Origin of the sequence: Desulfomicrobium norvegicum, from assembly GCF_900114595.1 — a bacterium.
Classification (GTDB): domain Bacteria; phylum Desulfobacterota; class Desulfovibrionia; order Desulfovibrionales; family Desulfomicrobiaceae; genus Desulfomicrobium; species Desulfomicrobium macestii.
Window position 1 is genome coordinate 1 of sequence record NZ_FOTO01000017.1, and the last position, 21,742, is coordinate 21,742.

At 53.3% G+C, this 21,742-nt stretch carries 22 protein-coding genes and 1 rRNA gene; 18 read left to right on the forward strand and 5 right to left on the reverse strand.

The genetic code is table 11. The features are described 5' to 3' along the window. A 5S ribosomal RNA gene (gene rrf / locus BMZ24_RS20545) occupies positions 1 to 77 on the forward strand; the annotation flags it as partial. A gap of 24 nt (positions 78 to 101) precedes the next feature. Further along, positions 102 to 608, forward strand: a complete 507-nt coding sequence (locus BMZ24_RS17555) for a DUF456 domain-containing protein (RefSeq protein ID WP_092194097.1) — start codon at positions 102 to 104, stop codon at positions 606 to 608. Between the two features lie 70 nt (positions 609 to 678). Here the strand turns inward: BMZ24_RS17555 and rnhA are convergent, their stop codons facing one another. After that, entirely contained in the window at positions 679 to 1,155 is a 477-nt protein-coding gene (gene rnhA / locus BMZ24_RS17560; protein WP_092194099.1) for a ribonuclease HI, read from the reverse strand. A 99-nt stretch (positions 1,156 to 1,254) separates the two neighbouring features. Between rnhA and hflK the strand changes: the two genes are divergently transcribed. Both hflK and hflC read left to right on the forward strand, forming a co-directional pair. Next, the gene (hflK, locus tag BMZ24_RS17565; protein WP_092194101.1) at positions 1,255 to 2,337 is read left to right on the forward strand and encodes an FtsH protease activity modulator HflK; all 1,083 of its coding nucleotides are present in this window, start codon (positions 1,255 to 1,257) and stop codon (positions 2,335 to 2,337) included. Then, a complete protein-coding gene (gene hflC / locus BMZ24_RS17570; protein ID WP_092194103.1) occupies positions 2,337 to 3,185 on the forward strand; it encodes a protease modulator HflC in 849 nt (282 codons plus the stop codon). Before hflK ends, hflC begins: the two co-directional genes overlap by 1 nt. A 63-nt stretch (positions 3,186 to 3,248) precedes the next feature. On the opposite strand, the gene purE is transcribed toward hflC, so the two are convergent. The 4 genes from purE to BMZ24_RS17590 are packed head-to-tail and all read right to left on the reverse strand — an operon-like array spanning position 3,249 to position 9,452. Continuing rightward, positions 3,249 to 3,731, reverse strand: a complete 483-nt coding sequence (purE, locus tag BMZ24_RS17575) for a 5-(carboxyamino)imidazole ribonucleotide mutase (protein ID WP_092194105.1) — start codon at positions 3,729 to 3,731, stop codon at positions 3,249 to 3,251. Continuing rightward, on the reverse strand, positions 3,731 to 5,005 hold the full coding sequence (gene purD, locus BMZ24_RS17580) for a phosphoribosylamine--glycine ligase (RefSeq protein WP_092194107.1): 1,275 nt from the start codon (positions 5,003 to 5,005) through the stop codon (positions 3,731 to 3,733). The genes purE and purD overlap by 1 nt, the downstream gene beginning before the upstream one ends. Positions 5,006 to 5,045: 40 nt before the next feature. Further along, on the reverse strand, positions 5,046 to 6,878 hold the full coding sequence (gene mutL / locus BMZ24_RS17585; RefSeq protein ID WP_092194109.1) for a DNA mismatch repair endonuclease MutL: 1,833 nt from the start codon (positions 6,876 to 6,878) through the stop codon (positions 5,046 to 5,048). A 3-nt stretch (positions 6,879 to 6,881) separates the two neighbouring features. Continuing rightward, positions 6,882 to 9,452 carry an LPS-assembly protein LptD gene (locus tag BMZ24_RS17590; protein WP_143077952.1) on the reverse strand — a complete coding sequence of 857 codons (2,571 nt, stop codon included), beginning with the start codon at positions 9,450 to 9,452 and terminating at the stop codon, positions 6,882 to 6,884. Positions 9,453 to 9,506: 54 nt separating this feature from the next. Here BMZ24_RS17590 and BMZ24_RS17595 point away from each other — a divergent pair, with 54 nt between their 5' ends. The 14 genes from BMZ24_RS17595 to BMZ24_RS17660 all read left to right on the forward strand — a co-directional run bounded on the left by BMZ24_RS17595 (position 9,507) and on the right by BMZ24_RS17660 (position 21,703). Beyond that, positions 9,507 to 10,025: an RsbRD N-terminal domain-containing protein gene (locus tag BMZ24_RS17595; protein WP_092194113.1), complete on the forward strand. Its 519-nt coding sequence runs from the start codon at positions 9,507 to 9,509 to the stop codon at positions 10,023 to 10,025. Positions 10,026 to 10,076: 51 nt separating this feature from the next. After that, positions 10,077 to 11,090 carry a sulfate reduction electron transfer complex DsrMKJOP subunit DsrM gene (gene dsrM, locus BMZ24_RS17600; protein ID WP_092194115.1) on the forward strand — a complete coding sequence of 338 codons (1,014 nt, stop codon included), beginning with the start codon at positions 10,077 to 10,079 and terminating at the stop codon, positions 11,088 to 11,090. Beyond that, on the forward strand, positions 11,090 to 12,721 hold the full coding sequence (gene dsrK, locus BMZ24_RS17605; RefSeq protein ID WP_092194117.1) for a sulfate reduction electron transfer complex DsrMKJOP subunit DsrK: 1,632 nt from the start codon (positions 11,090 to 11,092) through the stop codon (positions 12,719 to 12,721). The genes dsrM and dsrK overlap by 1 nt, the downstream gene beginning before the upstream one ends. Beyond that, entirely contained in the window at positions 12,721 to 13,107 is a 387-nt protein-coding gene (dsrJ, locus tag BMZ24_RS17610; protein WP_092194119.1) for a sulfate reduction electron transfer complex DsrMKJOP subunit DsrJ, read from the forward strand. Before dsrK ends, dsrJ begins: the two co-directional genes overlap by 1 nt. Then, the gene (gene dsrO / locus BMZ24_RS17615) at positions 13,104 to 13,898 is read left to right on the forward strand and encodes a sulfate reduction electron transfer complex DsrMKJOP subunit DsrO (RefSeq protein ID WP_092194121.1); all 795 of its coding nucleotides are present in this window, start codon (positions 13,104 to 13,106) and stop codon (positions 13,896 to 13,898) included. The genes dsrJ and dsrO overlap by 4 nt, the downstream gene beginning before the upstream one ends. Positions 13,899 to 13,908: 10 nt before the next feature. Beyond that, positions 13,909 to 15,063, forward strand: a complete 1,155-nt coding sequence (dsrP, locus tag BMZ24_RS17620; protein WP_092194123.1) for a sulfate reduction electron transfer complex DsrMKJOP subunit DsrP — start codon at positions 13,909 to 13,911, stop codon at positions 15,061 to 15,063. Between the two features lie 177 nt (positions 15,064 to 15,240). Continuing rightward, positions 15,241 to 15,429: a ferredoxin gene (locus tag BMZ24_RS17625; RefSeq protein ID WP_092194124.1), complete on the forward strand. Its 189-nt coding sequence runs from the start codon at positions 15,241 to 15,243 to the stop codon at positions 15,427 to 15,429. 331 nt (positions 15,430 to 15,760) lie between these two features. Beyond that, complete coding sequence (locus tag BMZ24_RS17630; protein ID WP_244150410.1) at positions 15,761 to 16,297, forward strand: YkgJ family cysteine cluster protein; 537 nt, start codon at positions 15,761 to 15,763, stop codon at positions 16,295 to 16,297. Beyond that, a complete protein-coding gene (locus tag BMZ24_RS17635; RefSeq protein ID WP_092194126.1) occupies positions 16,290 to 16,661 on the forward strand; it encodes a hypothetical protein in 372 nt (123 codons plus the stop codon). Before BMZ24_RS17630 ends, BMZ24_RS17635 begins: the two co-directional genes overlap by 8 nt. Positions 16,662 to 16,671: 10 nt before the next feature. Continuing rightward, complete coding sequence (locus tag BMZ24_RS17640; RefSeq protein WP_092194127.1) at positions 16,672 to 17,295, forward strand: tetratricopeptide repeat protein; 624 nt, start codon at positions 16,672 to 16,674, stop codon at positions 17,293 to 17,295. A gap of 179 nt (positions 17,296 to 17,474) precedes the next feature. Beyond that, the gene (gene dsrA / locus BMZ24_RS17645) at positions 17,475 to 18,788 is read left to right on the forward strand and encodes a dissimilatory-type sulfite reductase subunit alpha (RefSeq protein ID WP_092194128.1); all 1,314 of its coding nucleotides are present in this window, start codon (positions 17,475 to 17,477) and stop codon (positions 18,786 to 18,788) included. Between the two features lie 14 nt (positions 18,789 to 18,802). Next, positions 18,803 to 19,963 (forward strand): dissimilatory-type sulfite reductase subunit beta, encoded by a 1,161-nt coding sequence (gene dsrB, locus BMZ24_RS17650; protein ID WP_092194129.1) that lies wholly within the window; start codon positions 18,803 to 18,805, stop codon positions 19,961 to 19,963. Between the two features lie 69 nt (positions 19,964 to 20,032). Next, positions 20,033 to 20,269 carry a dissimilatory sulfite reductase D family protein gene (locus tag BMZ24_RS17655; RefSeq protein WP_092194131.1) on the forward strand — a complete coding sequence of 79 codons (237 nt, stop codon included), beginning with the start codon at positions 20,033 to 20,035 and terminating at the stop codon, positions 20,267 to 20,269. 9 nt (positions 20,270 to 20,278) lie between these two features. Then, positions 20,279 to 21,703: a cobyrinic acid a,c-diamide synthase CobB gene (locus tag BMZ24_RS17660; RefSeq protein ID WP_092194133.1), complete on the forward strand. Its 1,425-nt coding sequence runs from the start codon at positions 20,279 to 20,281 to the stop codon at positions 21,701 to 21,703. Positions 21,704 to 21,742: the final 39 nt, after the last annotated feature.

Here is a 21,742-nt window from a genome sequence, read left to right on the forward strand (position 1 = left end):
TCCGAACTCGGAAGTTAAGACCTCCAGCGCCGATGATACTGCAAGTTCACTTGTGGGAAAGTAGGTCGTCGCCAGGACTTTTTTATTCTCTTCTCCATACAATGAGTGTCACTCTCGCCATCCTCACCTTTCTTCTGCTTGTCCTCGCTTTCTTCACCCATATTTTTTCTTTTCCGGCAAACTGGTTCATCATCCTGATCTTGGGTGCCTGGTCCTGGATTACTCCTGAATCTCCCCTTACATTGACCACTTTTTTGGTATTCGTTGCAGTTGCCTTTCTTGGCGAGTGCATCGAGTTTGCCTTGCAAGCCGTCGGCGCTCGCAAATATGGTGCGTCTTCCTCGGGGAACTGGGGTGCCTTTGCCGGTGCCATCTTTGGAGCGATTCTTGGAGCCCCTTTTTTTCTTGGCCTTGGCGCCCTTTTAGGCGCGGTAGGCGGGGCTTATTTGGGTTGTCTTGGAGTTGAGCTGATGAACCATCGCCCGTTTGTCGAGGCCAAGAAAGCGGCTTTGGGCGCCATGATTGGCAAGGTTCTTGGCTTGGCCGTCAAAATAGGGATAGGCATCGCGTTTCTTGTCCACGCATTCGAACTGCTCTTCCGGGTTTGAAAATTTCGGAGTGGTCTCTAAAAAGTTCGTTTTTTTTAGAGTTTTGCAGTGACGATTAGGGATGGACATGTCATATATTCCCGGAATATCCTTCATCAATTTCGCGATCATAAGCTTTGGCCGCATTCTTGGCCAATTCGTCACAGCGTTCGTTTTCCGGGTTTCCCTCGTGAGCTTTCACCCAGTGGAATATCACCTTGTGTTTTTTTAACAAAGCCAGGAGCTGCTCCCAAAGGTCCCTGTTCTTGACAGGTTTTTTGGCCGAGGTCAGCCAGCCGTTCTTTATCCAGGACTGAATCCATTTTTTGGATATGGCGTCGCACACATAGCGCGAATCTGAATGGATATGCACGGTGCACGGCCTTTTTAGGTGCTCCAGGGCATGAATAACTCCCCGGATTTCCATGCGATTGTTCGTGGTTTCAATGTACCCTCGGCTCAGTTCCTTTCTCGAATCGGCCCACAGGAGCACTGCGCCCCAGCCACCCGGACCAGGGTTGCCCAGGCTTGAGCCGTCGGTATAGATAGTAATCAATGTATCGCTCACGTTATCCTCATTTTTATTGTTTGGCAGGTTGATGCGATTATCCAGGCGTTGTCCACGATTCCTTGACCTTGCGGTGGGAGTCTTTTACGAAGGAGCACTATGAATTGGGACTGGGAAAAACTACAAGAAAAACGACAGAGGCAGTCTGGCCCCATGCCTGGGCCGGATCTTGGTGATTTAAACGAAAAAGTCAAACAGTTTAAACAGATGAATTTGCCAGGTTGGCGAATCATCTTGCTTGTGGCCCTTTTGTTCTGGCTCGGGAGCGGTATCTATATCGTTCAGCCGGATGAAGTTGGCGTTGTCAAACGCTTTGGTGCCTATGAACGCACCACTGAACCTGGACCGCATTATCGGCTGCCTTTTCCGTTTGAATCCGTGCTGACTCCTCAAGTCACCAAGATTCAGCGGCTTGAAGTTGGATTTCGTGGGAGCACCGCCTTTACCGCAGGTTCAGGTGTCCAGGTACGGCAGGTCCCAGAGGAATCCCTGATGCTCACCGGCGACGAAAATATCGTCGACGTCCAGTTCATCGTTCAGTTCCTGATCGATAACGCACAGGACTATCTGTTCAACGTCGCCAATCAGGATAAAACTGTCAAGGATGCTGCCGAAGCGGCCATGCGTGAAGTCATCGGCTATAACAAGATCGATGCCGCCCTCACCGATGACAAGCTGACCATCCAGAATGACACGCGTGATCTGCTGCAAAAAATCCTGGACAGCTACAAGATCGGCATCAGGGTTGTCGCCGTTCAGTTGCAGGATGTTCATCCTCCTCGCCAGGTCATTGACGCCTTCAAGGATGTCGCCAGCGCCAAAGAGGACAAGAGTCGTTTCATCAATGAGGCGGAAGCCTACGAGAATGATCTGGTTCCACGCACGCGAGGTGAGGCCGCAGCCATCATGAACCAGGCGCAGGCTTACAAGGAAACCAAGATCCTGCAGTCCAAGGGTGACAGCGATCGTTTTCTTTATGTCCTTGAAGAATACCGGAAAGCAAAGGACATCACCAAAAAGCGCATTTATCTTGAAACAATGGAAGAGATCCTTTCCAGGCCCGAAGTGGAGAAAATTATTATCTCTAATGATTCCATGCAGCGGGTATTCCCCTATTTGCCTTTGCAGCGCTCCGGAAAGGCTGCCGTGAACGGCCAGGGTAAAGACGGAGGAGTGAACTGATGAGATCAATTCAATTTGCAATAGCCGGAATAGGCATAGCTGTTTTCATTCTGCTGCAATGTGTTTTTGTGGTTGATCAGACTGAGCGAGCTATCGTCTTGCAGCTGGGTAAACCTGTCGGCAATGCTGACTATGAACCTGGCCTGCATTTCAAGCTTCCTTTTGTTCAGAATGTCATATTTTTTGATTCCAGGGTTCTCGAATACGATGCACCTGCTGCAGAAATTCTTACCCAGGATAAGAAAAACATGGTTGTTGACAACTTTTCCAGATGGAGGATTGTCAATCCCCTTTTGTTTTATCAAAAAGTTCGAAGTGTACAAAATGGCTTGTCCCGCATTGATGATATTGTTTACTCACAGTTGCGCGAAGCCTTGGGCCGTTATACGCTCACCGAAATCGTGGCCGTTGAGCGATCCACAATCATGGACGAAGTGACAACAAAATCTAACGTACTGTTGGGTGAATACGGGATTCACATCATTGATGTGCGCATTAAGCGGACTGATTTGCCCCAGGAAAACCAGCTTGCGATCTATGGCCGCATGAAGGCCGAACGTGAACGCCAAGCCAAGCAGTATCGCTCCGAAGGCCGGGAAGAGGCTACCAAGATCACGACCCTGGCGGATCGCCAGCGGGCTGTCATTCTGGCCGATGCTCGCCGTGCCGCCGAGGCTACCCGAGGCGAAGGCGAAGCCGCCGCAACGGCCATCTATGCACAGGCTCTGTCCCAGGATCCTGATTTTTATGAATTCGTGCGGACCATGGATGCTTACAAGAAGACCATGAAGGATCAGACCCAGTTTGTCCTGACACCGCAGAGCGAGTTCTTCAAGTACCTCCAATAAGATAATAAATAAGCACAAAAAAAAGGCGACCCATCGGGTCGCCTTTTTTTTGTGCTCATGATTTTACAGAGTCTTTGCGTCTTCTTCCACCTGCTCGATCATCTTACGCCGTTCCTCAAGTATCCGTTTCGTAAGCTCAGGATCGTGGAGGGCCAGAATCTGGGCTGCAAGCCAGGCCGCGTTGCGTGCTCCGACCTTGTCCAGAGCCAGCGTGCCAACAGGAAATCCGGGGGGCATCTGAACGGTGGCCAGCAGCGCATCCCAGCCTCCCAGCGATGACGCGGAAATTGGTATCCCAAGGACCGGACGCACCGTTTTGGCCGCAACAGCACCTGCCAGATGAGCGGCAAGGCCGGCAGCGCAGATAAAGACCTGAACCCCGTCTTCTTCCAGTTCCTTGATCAGGCGGGAGGTGCGCTCCGGTGTACGATGAGCTGACGTGATGGTGAAGGTGCAGGAAATTCCCAGTTTTTCCAGGACATCCGCGCAAGGGCGCACTGTGCTCTCGTCGGACTTGCTTCCCATGAAGATTGCTACCTGTGGCATCATGACCTCCTTAAGCCCTTGTTAGCGATATCTTTGCGATAATAGCTGTTTTCAAAATGGATTTTGTCCACCGCCTGGTAAGCCCGCTCACGCGCTTGACGCAGGTCCGTGCCCAGGGCTGTGACGCCCAGGACCCGCCCGCCGCTGCTGACGGGAATGCCGTCTTGCAACTGTGTGCCGGCCTGGAAGACTTTGACGGATTCGATCTGCTCCGCGGCTTCGATGCCGTTGATGGCCATTCCTTTGGGATAACTTTGCGGGTAGCCCAGAGCGGCCATCACGACACAGCAGCTGGTCTCCTCGTGGAACTCCACCAGCTCTGGAGCAAGGGTGCCGTTCACGCAAGCAAGCATGATTTCCACCAGATCAGATTTGAGCCTGGCCATGAGCGGCTGACATTCGGGATCACCGAAGCGGACATTATACTCCAGCACCATAGTGCCCTGCTCAGTGATCATCAAGCCGGCATAGAGAACGCCTTTGAAGGGCTGGCCAATGGACGCCAGATGTCTGGTAATAGGACGGATGGCCAGATCGGCCATGGCCTCGTAATTCTCCTGCGGCAAAATGGGGGCGGGGCTGTAGGCACCCATGCCGCCGGTGTTGAGGCCGGTGTCGTCGTCCCCGATGCGCTTGTGGTCCTGCAACGATGGCATGGGCACGATCGTGGTCCCGTCGCAAAAAGCCATGAAAGAAGCTTCCTCGCCGATCAAGGCCTCTTCGACCACGACTGTTTGTCCGGCCTCTCCGAACACCTGCGTGACCATCATATCCCTTAGGGCCTCTTCTGCTTCGTCCATGCTTTGGGCGATGACCACGCCTTTTCCGGCAGCCAGGCCGTCAGCCTTGATGACCATGGGCAGGGAGTGCCCGCGCACATATTCCAGAGCCCGCTCATGACTGTCGAAGACTTGGAAGTCTGCTGTCGGTACTCCGGTTTCCCGCATCATGTTTTTGGCGAATGCCTTGGAGCCTTCCAATTGAGCGTCAAAAGTGCACGGGCCGAAACAAGGGATATTCACCGCTTTCAGGGCCTCGTTCAGCCCAAGGACAAGGGGCAGCTCCGGTCCGGCGACGACAAGCCCTATTTGGTTGTCGCGGGCAAAAGCGACAATGCCTTCCACGTCGTTATCCTTGAGTGGGACGTTGGTGCCCAGAAGGGCGGTTCCACCATTGCCCGGCGCTATGAACAATTTGTCCAGAAGCGGACTTTGACTGATCTTCCATGCCAGGGCGTGTTCCCGTCCACCGGCTCCAACTATAAGAATATTCAAACAATCCTCCTGTGGTCCAATTCTGATGGAAATGAGCGCTCTAGGAGCGGCGTTTAAACAATTTTTCCAGATCGCTTACACCCCACCGCAGCGCAACCGGGCGGCCATGCGGGCAGTAATTTTTTTCCGGCAGTTTTTGCCATGATTCGACAAGCGCCATCGCCTCGTCCGGCGTGAGGGTGTCTCCGGCCTTGATGGCGGCTTTGCAGGCCATCATCGCCCAGAGATCTTCCATGGAGGTGGCCTTCTCGGTCAGGATGTCCTGCAGAAATTCCTTGGCCTTGGATGGTGTCAGGAGCGTCGGAATGGAATGCAGCATCAGGAGTCCCGGGGCCAGTTCAAGAGAAAACCCCAGCTCGTCGAGTTTTGTCCAGATTTCCTGCGCCAGGATCGCCTGCGCGGGATGAAGAGAAATTTCAAGGGGAAGGAGAAGCGGCCGTCTGTCGCCGCGCGTGCTTTGGGCGCGCAGCATGTTGAACAGGACGCGTTCGTGGGCCGCGTGCTGGTCGATAAGCGTGATTTCGCTGCGTGCGGCCAGGATCAGGTATGTTTGGGCAAATTGTCCGAGATATCGTACTTCCGATGGCGTGGGAGCTTTTTGAGCGCTCGTCGGATCTGAGGATGGCTGGAACGCAGGTGTGTGCCGACTTGACTGGTCGGCTTTGGGGAACGCGCCGTCCGGAGTCTCGAAGAGTTTTTGCGCGGCGGCCGAGGATGCAAATTTTTGAGGCCAATCCTGGTCATAGATGGGGAGATTCGGTCCCGTTTCAACCTGCGCCTGGGCGGATGCGGAAAAACGAGGCTCCATCACGGGCAAAGTCGTATGCACCTGGCTTATGGAAAGCGGCTGGGAGTGATCAACGGTCTGCGTCTGGTGTGAATTGCGCTCCAAGGTCAGAAGGACGGCTCTGCGAACGATCCGGAAAATGGAGCCGTCGTCCTGAAAACGAACTTCGGTTTTGGCCGGATGCACGTTCACATCGACCTCATCCGGGGGGATGCACAGAAAAATGACCGCCTGCGGATACTCCTTGCCAAGAATTCTTCCCCGGTACGCTTCGCGGATGGCGCTCAGGATCGTCTTGTCCTGAACAGGGCGGCCGTTGACGTAGATAAGAATGCGGTCCGGCCGGGCCTGGGCCATGGCGGGGTCGCCGACAAGTCCGTGAATGGACAGCGGCTCATCCTCATGGCTGACTGCATGCATGGATTCGACAACTTCTCTCGGCCAGATGGCCGCAAGTCGCTGCGAGACTTCCTGGCCTGCCAGGAAGCGGTGTACGCTGCGTTCGGCATTCAGGAACTCAAAATCTACATGGGGGTTGGCAAGTGCGATGCGAGCTACAAGTTCGGCGCATTTGCGTGTCTCGGTGCCTGGTTTTTTCAGGAATTTGAGGCGGGCCGGGACGTTGGAGAAAAGATCGCTGACCTCTATTTCCGTCCCTTGGGGCATGGCGGTTTTGTCCTGACGCACAATGCGCCCATGCAAAACTTCCAGGGCCCCGCCATCGCCATCCTGGCGGGCGGAGGCAATGCGAAAGCGGGAGACCGAAGCTATGCTTGGCAAGGCTTCTCCGCGAAATCCGAAGCTTTTTATGTCCTGCAGGTCCTGAAGGTTTTCCAATTTGCTGGTGGCGTGGCGCGTCACGGCAAGTTCAAGCTGCTCTTCCGGGATGCCGAATCCGTTGTCACTGACTTTGATGGATGATTGTCCACCGTCCCGGATTTGAATGCGGATTCGGGTCGCGCCCGCATCCAGGGAGTTCTCGACAAGTTCCTTCAGGACGCTGGAGGGCCGTTCGACAACTTCGCCGGCAGCGATCTGGTTCTGTAACTCGGGAGGAAGGAGGCGGATCTGTTTTTCCGGATGCATGTCTTAACGGCCCAATGATCCCAATTGTGCGAGGATGACACGAAATTCGAAGCGGGAGTCCTCGTCGGTTTGGCTCCATGATGTTTCAGCGGAGAAGCACTGGTGGTCATAGCGCAAGGTCAGCCTTTTTTCCAGATCGGTGCTGGCTTCCCAATCGACACGGTACAAAAAGGCGGCGCTCCATTGCTTGTTTATGGCAATCCCGCCGCCGAAAGAGGCGATGCGCTGGCGCTCCTGTTCCTGACGCAGGTATTCGTCGATCTCTTCAAGAAAATCCAGGCCGAACGAGGCGTACAAAAGATCGTCATAGTAGGCTGAAAGGGAGTGCTCATGCTCGGTAATCCGGCTTTCGTACGTGGAGAACCAAGTCTTGTTGTTCAGGTAAAGCCAGGGATTGATTCTGGTGGTCAGATCCGTCAGCACGTCGGAAAAGGGACGGTTGGGGTACTCGTCCGTGTCGTCGTTCCGTCTTTCTTCCCGGAGGCTGTAAGACTGCTCAAAGCGCAGTCTCGCCATTTCAAAGAAGTCCATCTGCAGACCAGGCTCCCCCTTTTCTTCAGGACTTGGCTGCCATTTTCCGGTTTTGCAGGTGAAAATATTCGTAATGGAGTATTTGAGCTCGTTTTTTGCGTCAATCCGATCAGTTTCGTCAAAATAGGGATATTTTTCCTGCTCGGAATAGGGGATATAATTGTATTCCAGACGCGGCTGAAGAGCGTGTTTCAATTTCAGCCATGTCGGAGTTTGTGCATCTTTATCGATGCTGCTTTCTTCATTAATGGTAAAAATTTTAGAAAATTCGGTGTAGGCCGTTGTGGAAAAATCAGGAAGAAATCTTGTCTGAGTACTCTTGTCCGTGTCGACATTGTCATCATCGCCTTCAAATCGCTGTATGAAATAGCTTGTACTGCGCATGCCTGCTTTTGGAATTATGGATCCATATTCAAAGTGCATCGGCATGCCGATTACGGGATGAATATCAAAACGGTTGCCTGTAGTCCCGTATTCTCTCCAAAATGAGGCCAGCTGTGAACTTCCTTCAACGGTCAATGGAGTGTCAAACAGCTGCGTCTGATATAAATGAAGGTTGAGTTCAGGGAGCCTCTGCAGCGTGGGGTCGGAGGCTCTTTGTTTTTCGGTGAGGTTATTATTGCTGCCGTATTCAAGATTCTGCGTGTATTCCAGAAGTCCTTGGAAGCCTATGTCGCCCCAGTTGCGGCTCAGGAGGGCACGGTTGATCCGCAGATTGCTGTCGCTGTCTTCGATGTCGCGACCAAAATATTGAAGAAAATCACGACGGCTTTTGTTGAAACCGGAGTATCCGCGCGAAAATTCACGCAGGTAATCCTGATCAGAAACCATATCCAGATCGAATTTGATATTCCAGTCAGGCTCGCCGAGGTAGCCGTCGAATTTGCCGCGAGCCCACCAGCGATTGCGGTTTTCACGCGCCATGTCGGCGTTGTCGCTGTAAAGCGACTCGCTTTCGGTCTGCTGGTCATAGAGATAATCGAGCTTCCAGATTCCCTTGCTGTGGATGTCGGGCACCATGCGGTATTCGGCGCCGAGCATGAGGCCTTTGCTGGTCATGAGGTGCGAATAGAGCGTGACGTCCTGCTCTTCGTCGATGACCTGATAATAGGGCTGGTCGTAGGTGATGCCGAGGCGGTCGCTGGTGCCGATCTCCGGGAGGAGAAAGCCGCTTTGTCTTTTGGTCTTGACTGGTATCACCGCGTAGGGCGCGGCAAGTACGGGCTGATCGAGAATCTGAAACCTGGGCGTCCAGAGGTGGGCATAGCCGTCCACCGTGATGTCGCCTCGTGACGACTTGATCGACCAGGCCGGCCGGTCTCCATCGCAGACCGTGATGGTGGCTTCACGAAATTCGTACGTGTCCTGGCCTGTTTTTTTGAGAACCGCGCCTTCAAAATACATATGCGGGTCTTGCATGAAGATCTGGCCGTTCTTGAGCCATCCGGTATTCGTGTTGAGATCGAACTCCGCTTCCTCGGCCTTCATGAAATCGCCTTGAAATCTGGCGTCGACATTGCCTTTGAGAAAGACCCATTTCGTGGACTGATAATAACGCGCATAATCGGCACGGATATAGTCGCTACCCCTGTCCAGGACGACGTTTCCGAATGCTTCAAGGTACTGGTTGTCGTGGCTTGCGGCCGTTTTGTCGGCCAGCAGGCGCCAGGACTGGGGAGCTTCGTCCTGCGCGGCGGCGGGGTCAAAGACGGACAAGGCCAGCAAGGAGGTGACGCAAAGCAGGGAAATGAAAAGAATTCGCAGCTTCATGGATACGCCGTTGAATGGTCGAAAGTTGGTGTGGATGTGGCGGCACAGGTAGCATAGGCGACGCTGGATGCCTAGTCCGAAGTGTGCATGCACCCCACTGGGGAGTTGACTAATCGCATCATTTGATGGTTGAGACCCGGCAGCAGCAAGGTCGATTAACGTACTGGATTCATGACCAAGTTTGGGGCGCCTCCTTGTCTCATTTTTCACAAACAGCTTGACCTTGATGGGGAGGTGATTTAAGAACCCCGCAAATCTGTCCTGTTCTTCCAACGCGTTGCGCGGTCAACCGGCAAATAGTATAACACGCTGTGATTTAAGGTATTTATGGAACTACACAAATTTTTGGCCGACAACCATCACGTCATTTGTGCTCTATGGTCAGAGGCTATCATCAAGACCTATCCTGAAGAGGGCGCCAAGTTTTTTTCCGGATCTTCCAATCAGTTCGCCAATCCCGTGGGACATACTTTTCGCAACAACGTCGAGCGCATATATAAGGTACTGCTCAGCGATGCGGACGTTGATGAGTGCTCCACCGATCTCGACGGAATCTTGCGCATCAGAGCTGTGCAAGGCTTCGCTCCGTCTGTTGCGCTGTGTTTTCTTCCTGCCCTCAAGGAGATAGTTCTCCGTCAGCTTGAGAAGACTTGTCCTGCCCCAGAAGCTAGCGCCATGCTGCATGACTGGAACACTCGTGTCGATAGACTGACAATGCTCGGATTTGATCTTTACATGAATTGCAGAGAGCTTCTTTGGAAGCAAAAAGCGAATCAGTTATATAGTAGAACTCATAAATTGCTTGAGAGGGCTAATTTATTGAAAGACGAGGAGGTAGCGGGGTAGTGTCCGTTAAGTATATTTTTTGTGTTAACCCTTTAGCGAGGTAAAAGGTACATGAAAGCTCTTTACTCCCTTTTCCTGGTCTTTGCCCTCGCGGCATTAGCCCTAGTGGGCGCCGGGGCGTTGGGTATGGAAAAAGCCTTTGGGCTGTACATACCCTTCCTGGCAGTCGCGGTTTTTGTGGTGGGATTCTGTATGAGAGTTGTGGATTGGGGGAAATCGGCTGTGCCGTTTTGTATCCCCACTACATGCGGCCAGCAGGAGTCCCTGCCATGGATCAAGCAGAGCACCATCGAAAATCCATCCACCACGGGCGGCGTCGTGATGCGGATGCTTTTGGAAGTGTTGTTGTTCAGGTCGCTGTTTCGCAATACCAAGGTTGATCTGCACGAAGGTACAAAGGTTACCTACAGCTCAAGCAAATGGTTGTGGCTTGGCGCCTTGGCTTTCCACTATTCCTTTTTGACCATTGTCCTGCGGCATATGCGCTTTTTCACAGAGCCGGTGCCAGGCATTATCGCCGGCATTGAAGCCATGGACAGCATGCTGCAGATCGGCGCTCCGACGCTCTATCTTACCGACGTCGTGTTTGTCGCCGCCGTGACCTATCTTTTTGTGCGCCGCGTAGTGGTTCCCCAGATCCGTTACATATCTTTGGTGCAGGATTACTTTCCGCTGTTCCTGATTCTCGGCATCGCCTTTTCGGGAATTTTCATGCGGTATTTCGCCAAGGTCGACATCATTTCCGTCAAGCAGCTGGCCATGGGGCTGGTGACATTTTCCTGGGTCGTTCCGGAAGGGATCGGGGTGATGTTCTACATCCACATGTTCCTGGTTTCCGTCCTGCTGGCCTATTTTCCGCTCAGCAAACTCATGCATATGGGCGGCGTGTTCCTTTCGCCCACTCGCAACATGAACTGTGCTTCCAGAAAGTTCAGGCACATCAACCCCTGGAAGTTCGAGAACGTTCATTATCACACATATGAAGAATACGAGGACGAATTCCGTGAGAAGATGGTCGACAAGGATCTTCCCGTGGACAAGCCTCTAGCAGAAGGAGCCGAGTAATGTCTGATCTGCCACGCCCTGAAGCGCTTTTTGCGAATATCGACTACACTCCGCCCAAGGCGGACTGGATGGACGTGCCGGTGGAGATCAAACCCGGCCGGTACTGTTACGCAGCCAACCCGGACAGCGTGAACTACGTGGGCCTGCCTCATGCCCGCAAGTGGAATCCTCTCGACGACGACTGGAAGCTCCCGGAGAACTGGCAGGAAATCATCTTTAACGGCCTGCGCGAGCGTCTGCAGAAGTATCGCTCGTTCAAAATCTTCATGGACATCTGCGTGCGTTGCGGCGCTTGCGCGGACAAATGTCATTTCTTCATCGGGTCCGGTGATCCGAAGAACATGCCTGTGCTGCGCGCAGAGCTGCTGCGTTCCGTCTATCGCGGCGAATTTACGACCTTCGGCAAGATTCTGGGCCGCTTTGCCGGTGGGCGCAAGCTGACTCCCGAGGTTCTCAAGGAATGGTGGTACTATTTCTTCCAGTGTTCCGAGTGCCGCCGCTGTTCCGTCTTCTGTCCTTACGGCATTGATACCGCCGAGGTGACTATCATCGGCCGCGAACTCCTGAACCTGCTGGGCCTCAACATCGACTGGATCGCCACCCCGGTGGCCAATTGCTACCGTACGGGCAACCATCTTGGCATCCAGCCGCACGCTTTCTTCGATATGATCGACTTTTTCTGTGACGACATCGAAGATATCACCGGTATCCGTCCAGAGCCTTCGTTCAACAAGAAGGGCGCCGACATTCTCTTCATCACCCCCTCCGGAGACGTTTTCGCCGATCCGGGTACCTATACCTGCATGGGTTATCTCATGCTGTTCGAGTACCTGAAGCGCGAATACGGACTGGACGTGACCTGGTCCACCTACGCTTCCGAGGGCGGAAACTTCGGTTTCTTCACCTCCCATGAGACCATGAAACGCCTCAACTCCAAGATGTACATGGAAGCCGACCGCTTGGGCGTGAAATGGATTCTTGGTGGCGAATGCGGTCACATGTGGCGCGTCATCCATCAGTACATGGACACGTTGAACGGGCCCGAATTCCAGCATTCACGCATGGAAGTGCCCTCCAATCCGATTACCGGAACGGTGTTCAAGAATGCGGCCAGCACCAAGATGGTCCACATCGCCGAATTCACGGCGGACCTGATCAAGCACGGCAAGCTCAATCTGAACAAGAAGCGCAACGCCAACATTCATCTGACCTGGCATGACTCCTGTAACCCCGCTCGCGGCATGGGTCTTCTCGACGAACCCCGTTTCGTCGCCAAGAGCGTTGTCGAGAAGTTCACCGAAATGCCTGAGGGCACCATCCGCGAGCAGACCTTCTGCTGCGGTGGCGGCGCCGGTCTGAATGCCGGTGAGAACGACGAATTGCGCATGATGGGCGGACTGCCCCGCGCCAATGCCGTCAAGTATGTCCATGACAAATACGGCGTGAACATGCTCGGATGCGTCTGCGCCATCGACCGGGCTGTACTGCCCAATTCCATGCAGTACTGGGTACCGGAAGTCGATGTTTGCGGCTTGCATGAACTTGTTGCCAATGCCCTGGTCTTTCCTGGTGAAAAGGAACGCGAAACCGATCTGCGCGGTGAAGACCTGCCCGGGATGGAGGATGAATAATGTACGACAAGAATAAAATTCTGATCGGTCTTGCCGTGTTCGTGGTCTTCATGACCTATCCGTTTTGGAACAACATCGGCAGCGCCGCATATCAAAGACCCGAGTTGGAAAAGCCCAAGAACGCCAAGGACTGTGTGGAAAGCGTGGAATTCATGCGCGCCGAGCACATGGCCATGCTCAACAACTGGCGCGACGAAGTCGTTCGCGGTGGGGAGCATGAGTATCATTCCAAGGCCAACCATCAGGTTTTCCAGAAGAGTCTGAGCAAGACTTGCATGAAGTGCCATGAGAAAAAGGATCAGTTCTGCGACAAATGCCATGCGACCGTTTCGGTGAACCCCTACTGCTGGGATTGTCATGTTGATCCGAAGGGGGAAAACAAATGAAAACTTTGCGTAGAGACTTCTTGAAGATCGCTGCGGTGGCGGCTTTGGGCTGGGGAGTCCGTCCTGCCTCCGAGCTGCTTGCTGCCGGAGGAGGGACGGCAAGAGAAGGATTGCTTTTTGCGTCCCGGCATTCTGTTCACTCCGGTCCCAATGCCCTCAAGGCCTCCCGGTGGGCCATGGTCATCGACACCGCCAAATTGTCCGATGAGATAATTGCGGATGTGACAAACGTTTGCCACACTACGCATAATGTTCCGAATATTCCCGGTAATCAGAACCTTAAGTGGATCTGGGAAACATCAATGGAACATCTCTTCCTGGACAACCATCACGAATATCAGCCTGAAGCCGGAGCCAAGTCGGCCTTGGCCTTGTGCAACCATTGCGATAATCCCCCCTGTGTGCGGGTTTGTCCCACAAAGGCCACTTTCCAGCGTGAAGACGGCATCGTCATGATGGATTTTCATCGCTGTATCGGCTGTCGTTACTGCATGGCCGGATGCCCCTACGGTTCGAGAAGCTTCAACTTCAAGGATCCGCGTCCGTTCATTGAAAAGATTGATCTTGATTACCCCACCCGTACCAAGGGCGTGGTCGAGAAGTGTGAATTCTGTGCCGAGCGCCTGGCTGAAGGAAAAATGCCTTCGTGCGTTGAAGTCTCCGCAGGGGCCATTACTTTCGGGGACTTGGATGACCCCGAATCCAATGTGCGCCAGTTGCTAGCTGAGCGCTTTTCGATCAGGCGCAGCCCGTACCTTGGAACCAAACCTTGTGTTTACTATCTCGTGTAAGGGGTAAGTCATGCTTGAAAAAGCCATAAATGGATCAAAAATTTATTGGGGTTGGATAGCCTTTTTGCTCCTGCTGATGAGCATCGGGGCTGCTTGTTATTGGCAACAGCTCTCGCACGGTCTGACAATCACGGGTATGAGCCGTGATGTCACCTGGGGTTTTTACATCGCGCAGTTCACCTTCCTGGTCGGCGTGGCCGCATCGGCCGTCATGCTGGTGATTCCGAAATACCTTCACAACTACCAGAAGTTCGGCAAGATTCTCATTCTTGGTGAGTTCAACGCCGTGGCCATGGTCATTTTGTGCCTGTTGTTCATTGTCGCCGACCTCGGTTCTCCGCAGCGTCTGATGAACGTTCTCCTTCATCCCACACCCAACTCCGTGCTGTTTTGGGACATGGTGGTTCTGAACGGCTACCTGCTCATCAACATACTCGTGGGCTGGGTTACCCTTGAGGCCGAGCGCAAACAGGTCGCGCCCCCCAAGTGGATCAAGTTCTTCATTTATCTGTCGATTCCGTGGGCTGTTTCCATCCATACGGTCACGGCCTTCCTGTATTGCGGTCTGCCCGGCCGCGGTTACTGGCTGACCGCCGTGCTGGCCGCGCGCTTCCTGGCATCAGCCTTCGCCGCAGGCCCCGCATTCCTGATTCTGGTGACGTATATCGCCAAGATCTTTACCGGCTTTGATCCTGGTAAGGGCGTACTGTCCACGCTTGGAAAGACGGTGGTCTACGCCATGTGCGTGAACCTCTTTCTGCTCCTGTGCGAAGTGTTCACGGTTTTCTACAGCCAGATTCCCTCGCACATGGCTCACCTTCAGTACCTGTTCGTCGGCTATCATGGACACGGAGTGCTGGTGCCCTGGATGTGGTCGGCCATGATCATGGCCGTTGTCGGTATCCTTATCCTGATCGTTCCCAAGAACAGGGAGCAGGACAACCTGCTGATCATCGGCTGCCTGCTTATCTTCATCGGCGCCTGGATCGATAAGGGCCTGGGAATGATCGGTGGTGGCTTTGTGCCGAACCCGCTGCATGAGATCACCGAATATGTGCCCAGCCAACTGGAGCTTGGCGTATCCTTGGGCATCTACGCCACGGGCTTCCTGGTTTTGACCATCCTCTACAAGGTCGCGATCGGCGTTAAGCAGGAAATCGAATAACAAGATAATCGCGGGCGTTATTTATAGCGCCCGCATTTTCTTATCCCTTGAAATTAAAGGGTTAATTCCCTTTGTCATCAAGGCCGCTATTTAGGTTTACAGCCTTTTTGAAGGTGTGTAAGGGTCCCTTATTCAACCCGCATAAGCGGGAATTAAAAAGAATTTTGGAGGTTGATCATGGGTTATTCGGTTATCGTCGACAGCGACAAGTGCATCGGTTGTGGCGAATGTGTGGATGTTTGCCCTGTTGAAGTGTATGAGCTTCAGAATGGCAAGGCCGTCCCTGTGAACGAAGAGGAATGTCTTGGTTGCGAATCCTGCATCGAAGTTTGCGAGCAGAACGCCATCGTCATCGAAGAAAACTAGGTCTTTTTTTATGGCAGGCCCTGCCGGGGCCTGCCAGTTACCTCCGGCAATTTCAATTTTGAATTTCACGCTGTGCCCGGCCTGAAGTTTTTATCCTAAGTCCCTTTTTTTTCATGTAATCGCCATTTCTGCGGGATTGAACGTATCCCAGCGAGGGAATTTCTCCATGAATCTGGATTTATCGCAATTTTTCACGGAATATGAATCGCTTGTGGCTCAAGTCGATGCCGTCTTTCAAAAGGTTTCGGGCAATTTCGCTTCTGAAGTGCGTTGCAAGGAAGGATGCAGCGATTGTTGTCACGCCCTTTTCGATGTTACGCTGATCGAGGCCATGTACCTCAATCACAAATTTTTCGAGCTTGATGAAATCCGCAGGAATGAAATTCTGATCGAAGCCGACAAGGCCGACCGCAAAGCGTATCTTCTCAAGAAAAAAGCTTCGAAAGAGGCCGGTGAAGTCGATCATTCCGAAATTTTGCTCAGGACGGCCAAGGAACGCCTTCGCTGTCCGCTCCTCGATTCCACAGACAAGTGCGCTCTTTACTCTTACCGTCCAATCACGTGCCGGATTTACGGAATCCCTCTTGATATCGGCGGGAAATCCCATACTTGCGGTTTGTCGGGTTTCGAACCCGGTCGACCCTATCCAGCCGTCAAGCTTGAGCGTATTCAGGACATGCTCCTGTCGCTCAGTAACCGGGTTCTGGATTCTGTTGGTTCCCAGTATGCCGATTTTCGCCTGATGCACGTGCCTGTCTCCACGGCGCTCATGACGGTTTATTCCGATGATTTTTTTGGCACTGGCGGTGTCCAGGCCGAGGCGCCCATTGAGCAGGGGACTTCTGAACCCGGAGGCAAAGATGCATAGACCCATGAACATGACTGACGAGCACGAAGCGCAGAAGAAGGCCATCTATGAAAAGATGGCTCCACGCAGGCGCAAGTTCGTTGACCGAATAGGCTACGATCGCTGGAATCCTTTTGCCGAGCCAAAGGAGCCGATCGAATGGCGGACCGACGGAACAAAGCGCACGACTCAGCAGCTTGTGCGTGAATATTTGCAGAATCATGCCCCTGAAAAGTACAGCAATGCCTATGGGCAGGGCGTTCTTGAAATGTGCTTGGGCATGGTGAACGGTGATGAGCGATACATTGGAATGTTCGAATTTTCCAGATGGTATGCTGCAGAACTTGAAAAGCACAATATCGATATCAACGACTATATGCCCTAGGTAGGTACTTATGAAACAAAGAGCTGATTATGGTCCTAAAAGTGTCGATGCATTAAAGGCCGCATTGCAAGATAATCCGGATTCTGCTGCACTTCTGTATAATCTGGGCGTTTCTCTGGTTGCTGATCGGAACCTGACTGAAGCGAAGAAAGCATTTGAAGAAGTGCTGGCGCTGGAGCCAAACATCGCCGAAGCCTATGTGCAGCTTGGCGGTTTGGCGATGCACGAGGGTGATCTCGATGAATGTCTCAAGATGAACAAAAAAGCTGCCGAAGTACGGCCACGCTTTGCTGTTCCGTGGGGAAACATCGGATTTGTGCACATGCAGCAGCAAAATCCCGACAAGGCTGTGAAGGCGCTTAAAAAGGCATTGAGCTTTGATCCGCAATTCATCCAGGCTCATACTACGCTTGGCAGTGCTTATCTTGCTCTTGGCGATCCGGACGGATGCATCATGCAATGCTCAAAAGCGCTCGAAATTGAACCGATGTTTGGCCCTGCATACAATAACATCGGTCTTGCCTATCTTGACAAGGGCGAACCCAAGAAGGCGATCATGTATTTCGACAAGGCTTTAGAAACGGGGTTTGAGATTGAAGCTCAAGTGCTTGAAGAAATCAAGCAGTACCGTTAAGTCAAGCCCAGACTGGGTTGAACGAAATACCGGTTGACAAAACGACGGCATTGTACGAAGATTCACGAGCATCAATTTTTCAGAACTAGCTGAAATTGTTAAGAGGTTGAGGGTCGCGCAGTAGTTTAATACCAGCGCGATGACTGTGCACGGTCTAATCTTTTTAAGGAGGATGTGTAATGGCTAAACATGCGACCCCGTTGCTGGATCAGCTTCAGAGCGGTCCGTGGCCGAGTTTTGTGGCGGACATCAAGGAGGAAGCCGAGAGACGTCATAAAAACGAGAATAACGTGGAATACCAGATTCCTGTTGACGTTTGTGATGACCTTCTCGGAATCCTGGAACTGTCCTACAAGGATGGCACCACTCACTGGAAGCACGGCGGAATCGTCGGCGTATTCGGTTATGGCGGCGGCGTAATCGGCCGTTATTGTGACCAGCCCCAGATGTTCCCCGGCGTTGCTCATTTTCATACCGTTCGTGTCGCTCAGCCCGCGGGCATGTACTACACGACCGATTTCCTGAAGCAGCTCTGTGACCTGTGGGACATGCGTGGCTCCGGTTTGACCAATATGCATGGCGCCACCGGCGATATCGTGTTGCTGGGAACGACCACTCCTCAGCTGGAAGAATTCTACTTTGAGCTGACCCACAAGATGAACAACGACTTGGGTGGTTCCGGTTCCAACCTGCGTACCCCCGCCTCCTGTCTTGGTGACTCCCGTTGCGAATGGGCATGTTACGACGCTCAGGAACTGTGCTATCAGATGACTCAGGAATACCAGGACGAACTGCATCGCCCTGCTTTCCCCTACAAGTTTAAATTCAAGTTTGATGGTTGCCCGAATGGTTGTGTGGCTTCCATCGCTCGTTCCGACATGTCCTTCATCGGCACATGGCGTGACGACATCCGCATCGACCAGGAAGCTGTCGCCGCTTATGTCGGTGGCGAAATCCAGCCCAACGGCGGCGCGCATTCCGGTAAGGATTGGGGAGCCTTTGACATCCAGAAGGAAGTCATCGATCTGTGTCCCACCGAATGCATGTGGATGGAAGATGGCAAGCTGCAGATCAACAACCGCGAATGTACCCGTTGCATGCACTGTCTGAACGTCATGCCCCGCGCACTGCGCATCGGTAATGACCGCGGTCTTTCCATCCTGGTTGGCGCCAAGGCTCCGATTCTCGATGGCGCCCAGATGGGTTCCCTGCTCGTGCCCTTCATCAAGGTCGAAGATCCCTACGATGAGATCAAGGAAATCATCGAAGGTATCTGGGAATGGTGGATGGAAGAAGGCAAGAACCGTGAGCGTCTTGGTGAGCTCATCAAGCGTCAGGGCCTGGCCAAGGCCATCGCCGCTGTCGGCCTGACTCCTGTGCCTCAGCATGTTATGGAACCCCGTCACAACCCGTACATCTTCTGGAAGGAAGAGGACGTTGAAGGCGGCTGGGATCGCGACATCGCGGATTACCGTAAACACCATCAGAGATAAGAAGGGGGTTGAAAATGGCTTTTGTTTCTTCCGGATACAATCCCGAAAAACCAATGGAAAACAGGATTTCGGACATCGGCCCCCGCCATGCTTCCGACTTCTTTCCTCCGGTCATTGCCAAGAACAAAGGGCAGTGGCTGTGGCATGAAATCTGTGAACCCGGCATCCTGATGCACAAGGCCGAGAGCGGCGACGAAGTCTACACCGTTCGTTGCGGCGGCGCTCGCCTGATGTCTGTCGGCCACATTCGCGAAATCTGCGCAATCGCCGACAAGTTCTGCGGTGGGCACCTGCGCTTCACCACCCGTAACAACATCGAGTTCATGGTCACCACTCTTGATGAAGCCAAGAAGCTTAAAGAGTACTTGAATGCCCAGAAGTTCGAAGGTGGCAGCTTCAAGTTCCCCGTTGGCGGCACCGGCGCCGGCATCACCAATATCGTCCACACCCAGGGTTGGGTTCACTGCCACACCCCTGCGACGGACGCTTCCGGCACTGTCAAGGTCGTTCTGGATGAACTCTTCGAAGAGTTCGGCCAGATGCGCATGCCTGCCCAGGTTCGCATCTCCATGGCTTGCTGTCTGAACATGTGCGGCGCCGTACACTGCTCCGACATCGCAATCCTTGGTTATCACCGCAAGCCTCCGGTCATCGACCACGAGTGGCTGGACAACCTGTGCGAAATTCCGTTGGCCGTTGCCGCCTGCCCCGTAGGCGCCATCCGTCCGACCAAGAAGGAAATCGTCACCGAAAAGGGCGAGACCAAGACCGTGAACACCGTTGCCATCAAGAACGAGCGCTGCATGTTCTGCGGTAACTGCTACACCATGTGTCCGTCCCTGCCCCTGTCCGACCAGACTGGTGACGGCCTGGTCATCATGGCCGGTGGCAAGGTTTCCAACCGCATCAGCAATCCCAAGTTCTCCAAGGTCGTCGTGGCCTTCATCCCCAACGAACCGCCTCGCTGGCCCAAACTGGCCAAGACCATCCGCCAGATCGTCGAAGCCTACGCTGCCGACGCCCGCAAGTACGAGCGTGTTGGTGACTGGGCTGAGCGCATTGGTTGGGAGCGTTTCTTCGAGAAGTGCGAACTGGATTTCTCCGAGCACATGATTGATGACTTCCGTGATCCTGCGTACTACACTTGGCGCCAGACCACGAACTTCAAGTTCTAAACTGGTCGCTAAGAACCGACAACCTATAGGGCCGACGCAAGTCGGCCCTAAACCATAAGAGAGGCGAGCATGGCAGATCCTAAAGAGATCGTGTTGGAGTTCATCCAGTCCAAGTCCAAGCAGAAATCGAAGTTTTACTTCAATGACTTGGCCGCTCTTTTTCCCGATATGAAAATGCGCGAAGCCAAAAAAGTAATCAACCAGCTTGTGTCTGAAGGTGTTCTTGAATACTGGTCCAGCGGCAGCACCACCATGTACGGTGTTCCCGGCGCTGGAAAGCAGGCACACACAGAAGGCGAAGATTAAGATTTTCTGATGCCTGCCTCTTCACTGACGTGTCCCCGGATACTTGTTGCCGGCCTTGGTGGCGGTTCCGGCAAGACTATCGTCAGCTTGGGGCTGGCTCGCGCCTTCACAGAGCAAGGTCTGACAGTTCAGGCCTTCAAGAAGGGTCCAGATTATATTGATGCCAAGTGGCTTGGTTTAGCCAGCCGGAGCATCACAAGCAATCTGGATCCTTTTTTATTGTCTTCCGAAGTGCTTCGGAACCTTTTTTGGTCCAGGGCGCAGAGCTTTGACCTAGCTCTGCTGGAAGGCAACCGGGGACTCTATGACGGCAAGGATGTCCTGGGTTCCTGCTCCTCTGCCGAACTTGCCAAATCTCTCAAATGTCCTGTTATCATCGTGGCCGACTGCACCAAGGTGACGAGGACCATGGCCGCCATCATTCTTGGCCTGACCATGTTCGACCCCGAAGTGGATATTAGGGGCGTGATCCTGAACCGGACCGCCGGTGGCAGACATCAAAAGATTCTGCGGCAATCCATCGAGAAGTATACAGATGTGCAGGTTCTTGGCGTTCTGCCCAAGCTTTCGGACAATCCCATCCCGGAACGGCACATGGGACTCATCTCCGATGCCGAGTACAGCCGTGACCCCTTTTCAGAGCTTGCCGCATTTTTACGCACGCATGCCGACCTTGATGCCTGTCTGAATATCGCCCACCAAGCTCCTGCTGCCCAGATGGATCTGGCTCCGCTTTATCCAACTTCTCGCACGGCCGCCCCAGTGCGCATCGGTGTCGCCCGCGATGCCGCGCTATGGTTCTATTACCAGGAAAATTTCGATGCCCTGCGTCACGCCGGAGCCGAATTGGTTGAATTCAGCCTTTTGGCAGACCACGAGATTCCCGCAGTCGATGCTGTTTACATGGGTGGTGGGTTTCCCGAGACGTTGGCGGAGGGTTTGACTCAAAACGCCTCCATGCGAAAGTCTGTCCAAGAGCGCGTCCTTGGCGGCATGCCGCTTTATGCCGAATGCGGAGGACTCATGTACTTGAGTCGGGAGCTTCACTACGAAGGCGTTTCTTACCCCATGGCTGATGTTTTCCCTCTGGAGACCAAGGTTTTCAAGAAACCGCAGGGGCACGGGTACACGAGCGCTCTCATAGCCTCTCCGAACCCGTTTTATCCCCTACAAACCCGTCTGACCGGACATGAATTTCACTATTCGCGCTGCGTCGATACCAGCGGCATAGACTCTTTTGTCTTTCAGATTGAACTCGGGCAAGGCATGGCCAAGGGGCACGATGGCGTCTTGCACCGAAATTGTCTGGCTGGATATACGCATATGCATGCCTTGGGGAACCCGCTTTGGGCCGGGAATTTCGTTTCAGCCGCCAGGATTTACAGGGAATGCCGCAACGCCGGCCAACCGTGTCCTGATATCAGATTGAAATAGTCCTCTTGACGTTTCTAGTAATTGTTATTAATAATTCAT

What these genes read in the sequence shown, in the direction of transcription:
- BMZ24_RS17555 (WP_092194097.1), top strand. Translation starts at nt 102, where the DNA reads ATGAGTGTCACTCTCGCCATCCTCACCTTTCTTCTGCTTGTCCTCGCT.
- hflK (WP_092194101.1), top strand. Translation starts at nt 1,255, where the DNA reads ATGAATTGGGACTGGGAAAAACTACAAGAAAAACGACAGAGGCAGTCT.
- hflC (WP_092194103.1), top strand. Translation starts at nt 2,337, where the DNA reads ATGAGATCAATTCAATTTGCAATAGCCGGAATAGGCATAGCTGTTTTC.
- purE (WP_092194105.1), bottom strand. Translation starts at nt 3,731, where the DNA reads ATGCCACAGGTAGCAATCTTCATGGGAAGCAAGTCCGACGAGAGCACA.
- mutL (WP_092194109.1), bottom strand. Translation starts at nt 6,878, where the DNA reads ATGCATCCGGAAAAACAGATCCGCCTCCTTCCTCCCGAGTTACAGAAC.
- BMZ24_RS17595 (WP_092194113.1), top strand. Translation starts at nt 9,507, where the DNA reads ATGGAACTACACAAATTTTTGGCCGACAACCATCACGTCATTTGTGCT.
- dsrM (WP_092194115.1), top strand. Translation starts at nt 10,077, where the DNA reads ATGAAAGCTCTTTACTCCCTTTTCCTGGTCTTTGCCCTCGCGGCATTA.
- dsrK (WP_092194117.1), top strand. Translation starts at nt 11,090, where the DNA reads ATGTCTGATCTGCCACGCCCTGAAGCGCTTTTTGCGAATATCGACTAC.
- dsrJ (WP_092194119.1), top strand. Translation starts at nt 12,721, where the DNA reads ATGTACGACAAGAATAAAATTCTGATCGGTCTTGCCGTGTTCGTGGTC.
- dsrO (WP_092194121.1), top strand. Translation starts at nt 13,104, where the DNA reads ATGAAAACTTTGCGTAGAGACTTCTTGAAGATCGCTGCGGTGGCGGCT.
- dsrP (WP_092194123.1), top strand. Translation starts at nt 13,909, where the DNA reads ATGCTTGAAAAAGCCATAAATGGATCAAAAATTTATTGGGGTTGGATA.
- BMZ24_RS17625 (WP_092194124.1), top strand. Translation starts at nt 15,241, where the DNA reads ATGGGTTATTCGGTTATCGTCGACAGCGACAAGTGCATCGGTTGTGGC.
- BMZ24_RS17630 (WP_244150410.1), top strand. Translation starts at nt 15,761, where the DNA reads ATGTACCTCAATCACAAATTTTTCGAGCTTGATGAAATCCGCAGGAAT.
- BMZ24_RS17635 (WP_092194126.1), top strand. Translation starts at nt 16,290, where the DNA reads ATGCATAGACCCATGAACATGACTGACGAGCACGAAGCGCAGAAGAAG.
- BMZ24_RS17640 (WP_092194127.1), top strand. Translation starts at nt 16,672, where the DNA reads ATGAAACAAAGAGCTGATTATGGTCCTAAAAGTGTCGATGCATTAAAG.
- dsrA (WP_092194128.1), top strand. Translation starts at nt 17,475, where the DNA reads ATGGCTAAACATGCGACCCCGTTGCTGGATCAGCTTCAGAGCGGTCCG.
- dsrB (WP_092194129.1), top strand. Translation starts at nt 18,803, where the DNA reads ATGGCTTTTGTTTCTTCCGGATACAATCCCGAAAAACCAATGGAAAAC.
- BMZ24_RS17655 (WP_092194131.1), top strand. Translation starts at nt 20,033, where the DNA reads ATGGCAGATCCTAAAGAGATCGTGTTGGAGTTCATCCAGTCCAAGTCC.
- BMZ24_RS17660 (WP_092194133.1), top strand. Translation starts at nt 20,279, where the DNA reads ATGCCTGCCTCTTCACTGACGTGTCCCCGGATACTTGTTGCCGGCCTT.